Annotated in this window: 10 protein-coding genes and 1 pseudogene; 2 read left to right on the top strand and 9 right to left on the bottom strand. The window is 64.2% G+C overall.

All coding sequences use genetic code 11. The features are described from left to right. Window positions 1-206: 206 nt before the first annotated feature. The 9 genes and pseudogenes from JQ575_RS07015 to JQ575_RS06980 all read right to left on the bottom strand — a co-directional run bounded on the left by JQ575_RS07015 (window position 207) and on the right by JQ575_RS06980 (window position 11,408). Window positions 207-3,524: a molybdopterin-dependent oxidoreductase gene (locus JQ575_RS07015; RefSeq protein WP_212032497.1), complete on the bottom strand. Its 3,318-nt coding sequence runs from the start codon at window positions 3,522-3,524 to the stop codon at window positions 207-209. 25 nt (window positions 3,525-3,549) lie between these two features. After that, window positions 3,550-4,518, bottom strand: a complete 969-nt coding sequence (locus JQ575_RS07010; RefSeq protein WP_312015895.1) for an ornithine cyclodeaminase family protein — start codon at window positions 4,516-4,518, stop codon at window positions 3,550-3,552. Between the two features lie 24 nt (window positions 4,519-4,542). Further along, window positions 4,543-5,205 carry a helix-turn-helix domain-containing protein gene (locus JQ575_RS07005; protein ID WP_212032496.1) on the bottom strand — a complete coding sequence of 221 codons (663 nt, stop codon included), beginning with the start codon at window positions 5,203-5,205 and terminating at the stop codon, window positions 4,543-4,545. A gap of 69 nt (window positions 5,206-5,274) precedes the next feature. Next, complete coding sequence (locus JQ575_RS07000; RefSeq protein ID WP_212032495.1) at window positions 5,275-6,498, bottom strand: ABC transporter substrate-binding protein; 1,224 nt, start codon at window positions 6,496-6,498, stop codon at window positions 5,275-5,277. A gap of 95 nt (window positions 6,499-6,593) precedes the next feature. Continuing rightward, window positions 6,594-7,490 (bottom strand): branched-chain amino acid ABC transporter permease, encoded by an 897-nt coding sequence (locus JQ575_RS46030; protein WP_312015900.1) that lies wholly within the window; start codon window positions 7,488-7,490, stop codon window positions 6,594-6,596. Window positions 7,491-7,631: 141 nt separating this feature from the next. After that, window positions 7,632-8,507: pseudogene (locus JQ575_RS46025) on the bottom strand (branched-chain amino acid ABC transporter permease); the annotation flags it as partial. A gap of 13 nt (window positions 8,508-8,520) precedes the next feature. Then, on the bottom strand, window positions 8,521-9,222 hold the full coding sequence (locus tag JQ575_RS06990) for an ABC transporter ATP-binding protein (protein WP_212032493.1): 702 nt from the start codon (window positions 9,220-9,222) through the stop codon (window positions 8,521-8,523). Next, window positions 9,215-9,976, bottom strand: coding sequence for an ABC transporter ATP-binding protein (locus tag JQ575_RS06985; protein WP_212032492.1), 762 nt, complete (start codon window positions 9,974-9,976; stop codon window positions 9,215-9,217). The genes JQ575_RS06990 and JQ575_RS06985 overlap by 8 nt, the downstream gene beginning before the upstream one ends. Before the next feature lie 148 nt (window positions 9,977-10,124). Beyond that, on the bottom strand, window positions 10,125-11,408 hold the full coding sequence (locus JQ575_RS06980; protein WP_212032491.1) for an FAD-binding oxidoreductase: 1,284 nt from the start codon (window positions 11,406-11,408) through the stop codon (window positions 10,125-10,127). Between the two features lie 169 nt (window positions 11,409-11,577). On the opposite strand from JQ575_RS06980, the gene JQ575_RS06975 reads away from it, so the two are divergent. Together JQ575_RS06975 and JQ575_RS06970 are read left to right on the top strand one after the other, a co-directional pair. Continuing rightward, window positions 11,578-12,510 (top strand): LysR family transcriptional regulator, encoded by a 933-nt coding sequence (locus JQ575_RS06975; protein WP_212032490.1) that lies wholly within the window; start codon window positions 11,578-11,580, stop codon window positions 12,508-12,510. Between the two features lie 258 nt (window positions 12,511-12,768). Beyond that, entirely contained in the window at window positions 12,769-14,325 is a 1,557-nt protein-coding gene (locus tag JQ575_RS06970; protein ID WP_212032489.1) for an aldehyde dehydrogenase family protein, read from the top strand. Window positions 14,326-14,333: the final 8 nt, after the last annotated feature.

Raw genomic sequence — 14,333 nt, 5'->3', positions numbered from 1 at the left:
GATGAAAGGGGGCCGGGTGCAGGGATTTTATTGCGGGGAGACCCGCGCTCGAGCCCGGCTGGTCCGTGTATGGTGGTGTATGGCGCAATCGACCGGGAGCGAGGCGGCGCATCGGCCTTGAAGACCCCACAAAATCGCAGGATTGGCGAGCAACTTGCTCAATCAGCTAAGGGATGGGCTGATGATCGCAGGCGTCGGTCTTGCAGTCATGCGTCGATGACGAGATCGGAAAGTGGAACGGCCTGACATGTCAGGCAATGCCCCTCATCCAACTCCGAACAATCGACGAGATGGCGAACCTCGCCGGTCTTTAACGGCACGGCGCAGCTCTCGCATTGGCCGACACGGCAGCCGCTCGGAATCGCAATGCCCGCGCTTTCGGCCACCGCGAGAATGCTGGCCAGCGGCGCCTGCGGCGACCAGTTCAATGTGCGTCCCGAGCGGGCAAAATGGATCTGGCGCGACATCAGGCCATCGAGCGCGGGCGGCGGGGGCGAGCGGAAGCGCTCCTTGAAAATCTCGAAGGCCGGTACGCCGAGCGCCTGCAGGCCTGCGGCGACCTCTTCCATCATCGCATCCGACGCGCACATGTAGAAGCGCGCGCGCTGGCGCAGCAATTCCGGGTCGATATCCGCGACGCTGAACCGGCCCAGCCGATCAAAACGGTCGCCGCTCCGTGGGCGGCTCAGATGCGTGACCAGCGTGAGATTCGGCAGCCGCTGCCGCAGCGCTTCGAGCCGATGATGGAACGGGCGGCTTGCGCCATCCCGGCAGCCATAATGCAGCGTGACGCGCGGCTCCTCGGCGACACCCTCGAGCGTTTCGAGATAGGACAGGAATGGCGTGATGCCGATGCCCCCGGCAATCAAGACGACCGGAAACTCGTTGCGCAACGGCAGCACGAAGCCACCTTTCGGTGACTGCAATTCGACGATGTCATCAGGTGCGAGATCGTGCCTGATCGCCGTCGACACCTGCCCGCCATCGATGTGCCTGACACCGATGCGATAGGCATCGGGCGCCGCGATCGCTGCCCCGGTGAGCGAATAGGAGCGGATCGCCTCGCCAATCCGGACGCCGACATACTGGCCTGGCCGGAATGCCGGAAGTGTCCCACCGTCGACTGGCCGTAATGTCAGCCCCACCACATCGGCACATTCCTCGCGGCGTTCCGCGACAACGAAGGAGCGCCAGCCCTGCCAGGCGATGGTTTCGTCACGCTCGACGTCGCAGGCAAAGGAGCGCAGCGCCAGCGATCCGCTGAGCGGATCGCGCCCGTGTTCCGAGATGATCGCGTTGAAACTGGCGCCGACCGGCCGTGTCTCGTCCGGCAGATAGCCCGGCAGGCCGAGATCCGGCGCAGGTTGCCACCAGCCATAATCGCTCGCCACCACATCCTGCGCGAGCCCGTCGTTGAAAGCGGCGCGGATCCGGATCGTGCCGATGCGGCTGCGTACCAACATCCAGTCGCCCTCCAGGATATTCTTGCGGCGGGCGAGTTCGGGATGGATCTCGGCGGTCGGCTCGGCGCGCTTGCGGCGCAGCGCATTGATGCCGCGATGCTGGCTGTGGCAGAAATAACCGCTATTGGCGGAAAACAGCGTCAGCGGAAACGCTTCATCGCGGCGCTCGGCCGGCTCGACGAAACGCGGTACCGCCGGATAGCCATGGCGATGCAGCAGTTCCGAATAGAGCTCGGCCTTGCCGGTCTGCGTGGCGAAGCCGGTCGTCTGGTATTTGCGATTGATATGCTTCAGCGGCACGCGAATGCCTTCGGGTTTCGCCCGCAGCGTTTCGAGATCGAGACCGAGCGGGGCGAGCAGATGCTCAAACCCCTTCTCGACATCGCCGCCAAAGAACAGTTCGCTCATGCCGAGCCGCTTGGCGAGCTGGAAGACGATCCACATATCCGAACGGGCCTCGCCCTGCCGCGGAATCATCTGCGGACGGAGCTGCACCAATTCCTGCGCCTCGGGCGAGATTTCGAAGCCGAGGCGCAATGCCTCATGCTCCCACGGGCTCGATACCGGCAGCACGATATCAGCCATCTCGGCTGTCGGATTCAGGAACAGATCGCAATGGACCTGAAAATCGAGCGCCTTCAGTGCCTCGCGTCCGCGCTCCGGCGCCGGATGCGAGACCAGCAAATTGGAGCCGAACGCGAACAGCGCGCGCACGCGGTAAGGCTTCCCGGTCAGCGCCGCGTCGTAGAAATCGCTGGAGGTGATCCAGCCGTCGGCCGGCGGCCCAAGCGGCCGCTCTGATAGCCCGAGCGTCCGTGCGCGCGTCTCCGGCGGGATCATCGCCATGGAATGCAGCGACGGCACCGGAAGGCTCGGCATCCTGACATTGCCGCCCGGCGCATCGAAATGGCCGGTCAACGCATAGAGCGTTGCGACCGCGCGTTCGGTCTGCGAGGCATTGCTGTGCTGTCCGAGCCCGGTCCAGCCGTGATAGCTGACCGATGATACCTTCGAGATCGTGGCCGCGAGTTCCTCAACTTGCGCCGCCGGGATGCCAGTGATGCGCTCGACCGTCGCGGGATCGTAGGGTTCGGCTGCCGCGACATAGTGATCGAAACCAGTGCGGCAGGCGATCGGGCCTTCGACGCCGACGACATCGAAGCATCCTTGGAGCGCGGCTGTCGCAAGCCCGCCCTCGGCCGGCACTGCTTTGCCCGCGACCGCATCCCAGACCAGAAAGCCGTCGCCTTCAAGACCGATATCGCCGGCGCGCAAGAAGCAGCCGTTGTCGTCGCGGATCAAGAAGGTTGCATTGGTCCAGTGCCGCACGAACTCGGTGTCGTAGGCACGGTTGACGATGAGCCAGCGCGCAAGACCGAGCGCCAGCGCCGCATCCGTGCCCGGGCGGATACGCAGCCACAGATCGGCATCGCGCGCCGAGCCGGTCCGGCGCGGATCGATCACCGCAAGCCTGGCCCCCCTCGCCCGCGCGGCGCTGATTGCTTCCGCCTGGGCAAGCCAGACATTGGCGGGGTTGTGGCCCCAGAGCAGGATCAGTTCGGAATTGCGATAATCCGCCGTAGGCAAGCCGCACCCGAAGGTGAAGGCGTGGGCGTGGTCCTTGTGCCAGTTGCAGATCTCGGTGGAGAAGCAATTGTTCGGGCTGCCGAAGCCGCGGATGAAGCGCTGGATCCAGTCGAGGCTGTCTGATGTCGACGACGAAGAGCCGGAGGTTACTGCGAACGCGACCGATTCCGGCCCGCTCTCTTCCCGGTAGCGCCCCAGCCGCTCGGCGATCTCGCTCAGCGCCTCGTCCCAGGAAATCGGCACGAAGGCGGGATCGGCGGCGCCCTTCGGCGCGGTGCGTCGCAATGGTGTCTTCAGGCGGCGGGCCGAATGCGCGATCTCCGGCGCGGCCCTGCCCTTTGGGCATAGCGCCTTGCCAGTTGGGTGCGCCGGGTTCGGCCGCACCGCGACGAGCCGGTCATTCTCGACGACATTGATCGTGCCGCAGCGGGAGCGGCACAGCGTACAGAAGCCAGGCTTTTCCTGCGTCGACATAGTCAGGCCTCGTTGCCGCACGCCCTCACTCGGGAGGCTGCGCGCGTGAGTTCGGATTGGCCTCGTTCACCAGCAGGCTCGCGGCCGCAAGATCCTCGATCGCCGCGCCCACCGATTTGAACAGGGTGATGTCGTCCCGGTCAAGGCGGCCGGCTTTGGTGCCATTTGTCAGTTCATGGAGATCGCCGCAGACCTTGTCGGCGCTCCAGGTTCCGGCGGCGATGGGCAGCAGCAAATCTCCCGCTTCGGCGAGCGCGCCAGGATAGGTGTCGACGAAGACGCGGCTGCGCGAAATAGCCGCGTCATCGCTTTCTCGCATCTGCGGCGTGAAGGCGCCGACCAGGTCGAGATGGGTTCCTGGCCGCAGCAGCCCGCCTTTGACCAGAGGCTCGGTCGAGGTCGTGGCGCAGCTCACGATGTCGGCCTGCGGCAAGGCCGCGTCAAGGTCGGTCACCGAAACTGCATTCGCGCCCTGCCGGACAAGCGTGTCAGCCAGGGCCCGCGCACGCTCCGGATTGCGTCCCCATACCATCACTTTCTCGATCGGACGCACGGCGCGGTGAGCGGCGGCGAGATGACGCGCAACATGGCCGGTTCCGACGATCAGCAGCGTGCGGCTGTCCGCGCGCGACAGATAGCCGGAAGCGAGCGCTGACGCAGCGGCCGTGCGGCGGTTGGTCAGCGCCTCGCCGTCGATCGTCGCGCGCGGCTGGCCGGTCTGGCCGTCGAGCAGGAAATAAAGCGAGGACACCGCACCAAGCCCGCGCTCGGCATTCTGCGGAAACACCGTGACGAGCTTGACGCCGACGGCTTCGCCGCGGATCCAGGCCGGCATCGTCAGCAGACGGGCCGGCGCTCCATCGACGCCGACTTCATAGGCCTGCCGCAACGGCATCGGCTCGCCGTCGCGCTTGAAAGCCTCGCGCAATGCCTCGATCAGCTCGGGATAGCCGAGCGCGGCATGGACGTCGGCAGCGGAGTAGCTGCGCAGCATCGGTATTGTTCCTGTCCTACAAGATCATGAGAGTGCGGTAATGCCGGTGCATATCCAGATCACCTCGGCATCCTCCTTGCTGAGCGACACGATGGCGTGGCCCATCTTGCTGTCGAAATAGGTGCTGTCGCCGACCCCGAGCGTAACGGGAGCGTAGAATTCCGTGAAGACCTGGACAGAGCCGGACAAAACGCACAGGAACTCCTCGCCCTCGTGGCGCACCCAGCCGGGGAACTCGTCAAGGCTGCGCGCCCTGATCCGCGCCTTGAAAGGCAGGATATGCTTTTGCGAAAGGTCGGTCGCCAGCACCTCGTAATCATAGGTGTCGGTGCGGTGCGGCTTGCCCTCGCCGCTGCGCGTGACGCTGCGGCGGCCGAACGGCGCATTCTGGCGACGCTGATCGAACAGCTCGACGATGTCGAGATCGACGCCGCGCGTGATCTTCTGCAGCACGTCGTAGGTCGGCGACATCTGGCCGTTCTCGATCTTCGACAGGGTCGAGCGCGCGACGCCGGCGCGCTCGCTGACCTCTTTCAGCGTCCACCCCTTGTCGATCCGCACGCGCTTCAACCTGTGACCGAGGTCATCACTTCCCTCGGCCGGCGCGGCGTCGGCCGAGAAGCGGGCCGGCACAACCACCGTTGCCGCGGCCTCCCTCAGCGACGATCGCGTCGCAGTCTTCTTCATCGCGATTCTCTCCCTTTTTTATCGCGGAAGTAAGGTCCCGGCGGCGGCCGTCGCCGCCGGGACCTTGCCTCACTTCTTGACGAGCGGACATTCGCTTTGGGCAAGAGACTGGAAGGCCTGCTCGCCGGGAACGGTCGCCAAAACATTATAGTAGTCCCATGGCTGCTTCGATTCGGAAGGTTTCTTGACCTGGACCAGCAGCATGTTGTGGACCATGCGGCCGTCCTCGCGCACCTTGCCGTCCTTGGCGAAGAAGTCGTTGACCGGCAGTTCGCGCATCTTGGCGGCTACGGCCTTGGCCTCATCGGTACCCGCGGCCTGGATCGCCTTGAGATAGTGAGTGATCGAGGAATAGACGCCGGCCTGCACCGACGTCGGCATGGCCTTGCGGGTTTCGAAGAAGCGCTTGGCGAAGGCGCGCGTCTCGTCGTTCTGGTCCCAGTAGAAACCCTCGACAAACGAAATACCCTGCGCGGTCGGCAGGCCGAGAGCGTTGACATCGGTAATGAACACGACCGGCGCGGCGATCGCCTGCCCGCCCGCGATGATGCCGAACTCGTTGGCCTGCTTGATCGCCGTCGTCATATCCTTGCCGGCGGTGGCGAGCAGGATGACCTTCGCCTTCGATGCCTGCGCCGGCAGCAGGAACGACGAGAGATCGGCTGCGCCGAAGGGATGGCGAACGTTGCCCAAAACCTTGCCGCCATTGGCCTTGATCGCCTCAGTCGCGATCTTCTCTAGCGAATGCCCGAAGGCGAAATCGGCGGTAACGATGAAGAACGTGTCGTTGCCCTTGTCGATCAGCGCCTTCAGCGGTCCGACCGCGTTTGAATAATTGTCGTAGACCCAGTGAAAGCCGGTGGGCGAACACTGCTTGCCGGTCAAATCCGTCGTGCCGGGCGACGCGAACAGCGCCACGCGGCTGGTCTCGCGCGTCAACTGCTGTACCGCAAGCGCGATGGCGCTGTTGGTGACGTCTGAGATCGCGTCGACCTTCTCGTTCTCGATCCAGCGCCGGGCAATGCCGACGCCGACGTCCGCCTTCTGAAGATGGTCGGCGCCGATGATTTCGATCGGCTTGCCCAGAACCCTGCCGCCGAAGTCCGCTGCCGCCATCTGCGCCGCCAGCAGCGAGCCTGGCCCGTTAAGGTCGGAATATTGGCCGGACATGTCGGTCAGCACACCGATCTTGACGACGTCGTCACTGACCTGGGCCGCGGCCTGGCCAGCGATGACGCCGAGGCAGAGCGCGGCGGCTACACCACACAAGAGTCTGGAAGGCATCTTTCGCATGATCTATCCCCTGTTGTCGGATCCGCTCTTCCGAGCGGGGTTTGGTTCGGGCCTGTTCCACTTCCCCCGATGACGGAGTTTCTTTTCGAGACGTCTCATTCCTTTGTCGCGACCGCCACTTTGCGAAGCACGGTCTGTGTCGCCGCTGGTGCCCGGCGCCGGCGATGCCAGAACTCGATCAGTTCGCCGACGATGCCGCGCCGGAAGGCCAGCACGCAGACAACGAAGATCAGGCCGTGAATGACGGTGACCCATTGTCCGAATGCCGCCAGATAGTTCTGCATGGCGACGACGATGAAGGCGCCGACGAGCGGGCCGTAGAGCGTGCCGACGCCGCCGAGAAACGTCATCAGCAATACTTCACCCGACATCGACCAGTGCACGTCGGTCAGGCTGGCGATCTGGCTGACGATCGCCTTGGTCGAACCCGCAAGCCCGGCCAGCGCCGCCGAGAGCGTGAAGGCAACGAGCTTGTAGCGGCTGGTATCAAAGCCGAGCGACTGCGCGCGGGCGTCGTGATCGCTGATCGCCTTCAGCACGCGCCCGAACGGCGAGCCGACCAGGCGCATGATCAGAAAGAAACCGCCGAGGAATATCGCCAGCACGAACGTGTAGAGGTTCGCCGGCCGCGAAAGGTCGATCAGGCCGAACAGCATGCCGCGCGGAATCGCCTGCAGCCCGTCCTCGCCGCCGGTGAAAGGCGCCTGCAGCGCGACGAAATAGACCATCTGCGCGAAAGCCAGCGTTACCATGGCGAAGTAGATGCCGCTGCGGCGGATGGCGAGCCAGCCCGAGACAAAGCCAAGCATGGCCGCGGTTGCCGTTCCGGCCAGAATGGCGAGTTCAGGGGGCAGTCCCCAGGTCTTCGCAACATGGCCGCAGACATAGCCGGCGGAGCCCAGGAACATGGCGTGGCCGAACGAGACCAGCCGCCCATAGCCGGCGACCAGATTGAAGGCGCAGGCGAACAGGGCGAAGATCATCGCCTTCATCATGAAGCCGGGATAAACGACGATCGGCGCCGCCGCGAGGCAGGCGGCGACCGTCAGGAAGATCAGGTTCTGCGTACGCGCTGACGGCGCCGGCACCGACAGGCTGGATTGCGGCTGCCCCTGCGCGGCCTCGGGCTTCGATCCGAACAGCCCCGCCGGGCGGATCAGCAGCACCACCGCCATCACCACGAAGACGACCGTCGTCGAGGCTTCGGGATAGAAGGCCTTGGTCAGGCCCTCGATGATGCCGACGAGGAAGCCGGTCAGGATCGAGCCCATGATCGAGCCCATGCCACCGATCACCACCACGGCAAAGACGACGATCAACAGATCCGCGCCCATCAGCGGGCTGACTTGGTAGATCGGCGCGGCCAGAACGCCCGCCAGTGCGGCAAGCGCAACGCCGGCGCCGTAGGTCAGCGTGATCATGCGCGGGACGCGGATACCGAAAGCCTGAACCAGCATCGGGTTTTCGGTCGCGGCGCGCAGATAGGCGCCAAGCTTGGTCCGTTCGACAACGTACCAGGTGCCGAGGCAGATCACGACCGAAGCGGCGATCACCCAGGCCCGGTAGTTCGGCAGGAACATGAAACCGAGATGGTTGCCACCCATCAGCGCCTGCGGAATCGAATAGGGCTGGCCCGAAGAGCCGAACCAGTCGCTGAACATTCCCTGCACCATCAGTGCAAGACCGAAGGTGAGCAGCATGCCGTAGAGATGGTCGAGCTTGTAAAGGCGTCGCAGCAGCAGCATCTCGATCACGATGCCGATCGCGCCGACGGCGAGCGGCGCCAGGATCAGCGCCCACCAATAGCCGATGCCGAGATAATTGAGCAGAAACCATGCGCCCATCGCGCCCATCATGTACTGCGCCCCGTGGGCGAAGTTCACGATGTTCATCATGCCGAAGATCACCGCGAGGCCGAGGCTCAGCATGGCGTAGAAGGCGCCGTTGATCAGCCCGAGCAGGAGCTGGCCATAGAGGACCGCGGAGGGGACGCCAAGGATCGTGGTCATGATGCCCTTTTGGTCAGAGTCCGAGATAGCTTTTGAGCGAACCGAGCCTGCCTTCGAACGCTGCACCCGGGATTTCCTCGACGATGCGGCCGAGTTCGACGATGTAGTGTCGGTCGGCGAGACCGGCGGCGAAGCCGACATTCTGCTCGACCAGGAGGATGGTGAATCCGAGCGTCTTCAGTTCGGTGATGGTACGGCCGATCTGGCGGATGATAACGGGAGCCAGGCCCTCGGTCGGCTCGTCGAGCAGCAGGATGCGCGCGCCGGTATGCAGAATGCGGCCGAGGGCAAGCATCTGCTGCTCGCCGCCGGACAGCTTCGTGCCCTGGCTGTCGAGCCGCTCCTTCAGGTTCGGGAACAGCTCAAGGATCTGCGCGACCGTCATGCCGCCGGCAGCGACCTTCGGCGGCAGCAGCAGGTTTTCGCGCACGCTCAGGCTCGCAAAGATGCCGCGCTCCTCCGGACAGAAAGCGATGCCCTTGCGCGCGATGTCATAGGGCGCGGCGCCGATGATCTCACGGCCGTTGAGCGCGATCGAACCCGAACGCTTGTCAAGTAGGCCCATGATCGCCTTCAGCGTCGTGGTCTTGCCGGCGCCGTTGCGGCCGAGCAGCGTCACCACCTCGCCCGCCCTGACACTGAAATCCATTCCGTGCAGGACCTTGGACTCGCCGTACCAGGCCTCGAGGTTGCCGACCGTGAGGGTCTCAGGCATGCGCCTGCCCCGTATAGGCGGCCATCACGTCGGCGCGCGAGGACACCTCCGCATAGCTTCCTTCCGCCAGCACTTCGCCGCGCACCATCACGGTGATGGTGTCGGCGAGTTCGGCGACCACATTCATGTTGTGCTCGACCAGCAGCACCGTGCGGTCCCGGCCGGCCTCGCGGATCAATTGTGTCACGCGCCCGATATCTTCGTGGCCGAGCCCCGCCATCGGCTCGTCGAGCAGTAACACCTTGGGTTCGAGCGCAAGCGTCGTCGCCAGTTCGAGCACGCGCTTGCGGCCATAGGAAAGACTGCCCGCCATCGTCTCGGCATATTCCGACAGGCCGAAGCGCCCGAGCAACGCATCGGCGCGGTCCAGCACGCCGCGATGGCGCGAAATCCGGCCGAGCAGATTCCAGGCGAGACCATGCTCAGGCAGCAAAGCGAGTTCGATGTTCTCGCGCACGGTCAGCCCTGCGAACACTGCCGAGATCTGGAAGGAGCGCACCACGCTGCGCTTGGCCATCGCCGGCATGCTGAGGCGGGTGACGTCGTGGCCGTCGTGAAGGATCGTACCGGCCGAAGGCGGAAGGTATTTTGTCAGAAGGTTGAACAGAGTGGTCTTGCCGGCCCCGTTGGGACCGATGACGGCGTGCATGCTGTTGCGGGCAAGGCGGAAGTTGACGCTATTGACAGCGAAGAAGCCGCCGAACTCGCGGCTGAGGCCGCGGGTTTCCAGAGCGTATACGGCGCCATCCGTCATGCCTTTACCCTGCTCAGGCTTGGATCCCGGATTGGAGAGTCGGGATTAGAACCAGGCCGCGCGCCCAGCTTTGATCAAAAGTTTCCTATCGTCAACTAATTTCCTATCTGATCTTTCTGCCACAACTTCAGAATTGGATGACCCGGACTTACCGCCGCGCCTGGACCAGATGAAGGAGCTGTGCCCCGACCTCGTAAAATGCCGATTTGGCGTTCCGGAAATTGGGCTTGGTTGGCAACGACGCCGGTAACGGCAGATCTTTCTCGTCGAGTTGTCCAAGCGCGTGGAGCGCCAACAGGCGTCCGAAGCTCGTGCCGGGCGCAATACCGCGCCCGTTGTAGCCGCTGAAGCCGATCACGTTTTCAGCGAGCTTGTGGAATCGCGGCAGGTTATCGTCGGTCATTCCGATCAGGCCGTACCATTCAGATTCGAACCTAACGTCGCCGATTTGCGGGAAAAGCTTCTTGAGCGCCCGCTTTGCCCAGGATCGGTGAACCGCCGCACCGGTCCCACGCAGCGCTCCGCAGCTTCCGAACACGAGGCGGCCGGCACGGTCGAAACGAAACGAACTCAGCACTTCATTGGTGTCCCAGGCCCCCTGCCGTTCGGGAAGAATGGACGCACGGATGTTGTCGGACAGCGGCTGGGTGGCAAAGTTGAAATAAGGCAGGTGGACCTGCTCCATCGTAACTTCGGACCAAGGGCCCGTCGCGTAGGCATCGGTCGCCACGATGACACGATCGGCGACGACGCTGCCAGCAGCGGTTTGCAGCTTCCATTTGCCGCCAATTCGCTCGGCGGAGATAACCGCGCTGCGGGTGAATATCTTCGCGCCGGCATTCAAAGCGATACGAGCAAGACCCCGCGCATAGGCCAGGGGCTGGATCGTGCCCGCACGCCGATCCCACAGCGATCCGGCGTAAGTCGGGGAGCCAATTTTCGCTTCGGTGTCAGCGGCGTTCAGCAACTCCACCGGCGCGCCGCGGCGGCTCCACTGCGCTGCGCGCTGCTCCAGCTCCTTCAGCCCTTTGAGGCCGACGGCGCAATGCAACGTGCCGGCACGCTCGACTTCGCAATCGATGCGATGACGGTCGATGAGATCAAACACAAGCTTCGGGGCGTCGCCCAGCAATCCGAGAAGACGCTCGCCGTAATCGCCGCCGAGCATGTCGGGAAGCACGTCCGGCATCACCCACATGCCGGCATTGACCAGACCGACGTTCCGGCCGGCCCCGCCAAAGCCGATCTCCACCGCCTCCAGCAATGCGACGTCGGCGCCGCCCTCGGCGAGATGGAGAGCGGCCGAGAGACCGGTATATCCACCACCGACGATGGCGGTATCGACCTTGATCGATCCGCGTAACTCAGCCGTTTCAGGCGCCGCCGGTGCGGTCAATTCCCAGAGACCGTGGGATCTCGCGTTATCTAGCATCGTCTGCGACGTCCTCGTCTGTTGCCGCCCGCAAGGTCTGGCTTTTCGAGGCGCGTTGACCGGTTCATTCCAATTCGGCAAGTAGGATGCTGACCGTTGGAAGAGATGCCGAATGCGTGACTGCGAGGCCGGGCGTAATCTATCGTTGCCAGCAGCGCCGGGCCAAGTCATGTTTGATCAAGACCTCATTCGGTTGGAGAATGACGTGCAGGGCCCCCGCCGCTTTTTGCCATCGCTGCCTCTGCTGTCCGCCTTTGAAGCGGCGGCGCGGACCGGAAGCATCACGGCCGCGGCAAAAGAGCTGTCGCTGACGCAAGGCGCGGTAAGCCGCCAGGTCAAGGCGCTGGAAGAGCAACTCGAGGTCGAGCTGTTTCATCGCGAGCGGCAGACCATCCGCCTGACCGTGGGCGGCGACGCCTACGCCCGCGAGATACGCGACGCGCTACGCAAGATCAGCACGGCCTCGCTCAATCTGCGTGCCAATCCGTTCGGCGGCACGCTGACGCTGGCGATCCTGCCGACCTTCGGCACCCGATGGCTGGCGCCGCGGCTTCCCAAATTCCTGGCGGGCAACCCCGGCATCACCATCAATCTCGTCACCCGGCTCTCGAATTTCGACTTCAGGCTGGAGCCTGTCGACGCGGCGATCCATTTCGGGCGTCCGGAATGGCAAGGAGGTGAACTGGCGTTGCTGCGGTCGGAGACCGTGATCCCCGCCTGCAGCGCCGAGCTGCGAGAACGTTATGGTTTCAAGCAAGCCAGCGACCTGCGGAAGGCCCCTCTTCTGCACCTGACGACGCGCCCCGACGCCTGGGAACAATGGCTGACGCTGCACGGCGTGGATGCCCATGCCGTCCATGGCATGCTGCTGGACCAGTTCGCCACCGCTTCCCAGGCGGCGATATCCGGGCTCGGCGTCGCGCTGCTTCCCGAATTTCTCATCGAGGAGGAGCTGAGCACCGGCAAGCTGGTGCGCGCGCTCGATCTGCCGATGAAAAGCGCCGAGGCCTATTATCTGGTTTGGCCGACCGACCGAGCCTACCATCCGCCACTTGTTGCCTTCCGGGAATGGCTTCTTCTGGAAACGGCGCCAGACCGCTGAAGCGTCGCGCTCCGATGAGGTCGGGTCTGCGACTCATCCTCAACTGTCGGCCGTTTTGGGATTTGGCCCCTGGTCATTCGACGCCGGAATGACTTATTGAACTTCTATCGTTTGAAAATGCCGGACCGTTGACCTCTCTATGAGCTATGAGGCGGGACATCGCCTTCCGGCCCCTGACGGAGAATGATGGTGACGTCTCAAACCAATCGCTGACAGCCGCCTTCTCTGAAATCAACGAGCCCTCGGAAAGAGCCCCCTATGTCAGACAAACAATCCGCCACAACCAAAGACCTCTCGCTCAAGGCCGACGTCGACGCGCTTCTGATTGAACTCGGTGTCGAACCTGTCAGCTATACCGGTGGCACGCTGATCGCGAAGGCCCCGATCACCGGCGAAACCGTGGCACATGTCAGGGAGATCGACGCCGCCGGCGCGACCTCGGCGATCGAAAAAGCTCACGCGGCTTTCCTGCAATGGCGCCTTGTCCCGGCGCCCAAGCGCGGTGAACTGGTGCGGCTGCTCGGCGAAGAGCTGCGCGCCAGCAAGCGCGCGCTCGGCCGGCTGGTTTCCATCGAGGCGGGCAAGATCGAGTCCGAAGGTCTCGGCGAAGTGCAGGAGATGATCGACATTTGCGACTACGCCGTGGGGCTTTCCCGGCAGCTCTACGGCTTGACGATCGCGACCGAGCGCCACGAGCACCGGATGGCGGAGACCTGGCATCCGCTCGGTGTCACCGGCATCATCTCAGCGTTCAATTTCCCGGTCGCGGTCTGGTCATGGAATGCGGCGCTGGCATTGGTCTGCGGCAACAGCATCGTCTGGAAGCCGTCGGAAAAGACGCCCCTCACCGCCCTGGCGACCGACGCGCTGTTCGCCCGCGCCCTGAAGCGGTTCAAGGCCGATGGCGGCGCAGTGCCCGACGGGTTGTCTGCCGTGCTGGTCGGAGGGCGCGAGATCGGTGAGGCCCTCGTCAACAACACCAGGGTTCCCCTGGTCTCGGCGACCGGTTCGACCGCGATGGGACGCGCCGTCGCGCCGAAGCTCGCGCAGCGTTTCGCCCGCGCCATTCTGGAGCTCGGCGGCAACAATGCGGCGGTGGTCACGCCGACGGCGGACCTCGACCTCACGCTGCGCGGCGTCGCCTTTGCGGCCATGGGCACGGCCGGCCAGCGCTGCACCACACTGCGCCGCCTGTTCGTTCACGAGAGCGTCTATGACAGCTTCGTGCCGCGCCTGAAGAAGGTCTATCAGTCCGTTTCCGTCGGCAATCCCCTCACCGGCAATCTGGTCGGCCCACTGATCGACGGCCTCGCTTTTGAATCGATGCAGCGCGCCCTCGGCGAAGCCAAGGCCGCCGGTGCGGCCATTGTCGGCGGCGACCGCGTCACCGTTGCAGGCGCCGACGCGGCTTTCTATGTCCGGCCGGCGCTGGTCGAGATCGGTGGACAGACAGGAACGGTCGAGCGCGAGACTTTTGCGCCGATCCTCTATGTCATCAAATACAGCGACTTCAATGCCGTGATCGAATTGCACAATGCAGTTCCGCAAGGGTTATCGTCTTCGATCTTCACCAACGATCTGCGCGAGGCCGAAGCCTTCTTGTCGGCGCGCGGCTCCGATTGCGGGATCGCCAACGTTAACATCGGCCCCTCAGGCGCCGAGATCGGCGGCGCATTCGGCGGCGAGAAAGAAACCGGCGGCGGACGTGAGTCCGGGTCGGATGCCTGGAAGGCCTACATGCGCCGCGCCACCAACACGATCAACTATGGCCGCACGCTGCCGCTCGCCCAGGGCGTCAAGTTCGACGTGGATTGAATGGAAGT

It is taken from the genome of Bradyrhizobium sp. JYMT SZCCT0428, from assembly GCF_018131075.1.
GTDB lineage: Bacteria > Pseudomonadota > Alphaproteobacteria > Rhizobiales > Xanthobacteraceae > Bradyrhizobium.
The sequence above is the reverse complement of the archived record's forward strand: the minus strand, read 5'-3'. Positions and strand labels throughout refer to the sequence as shown.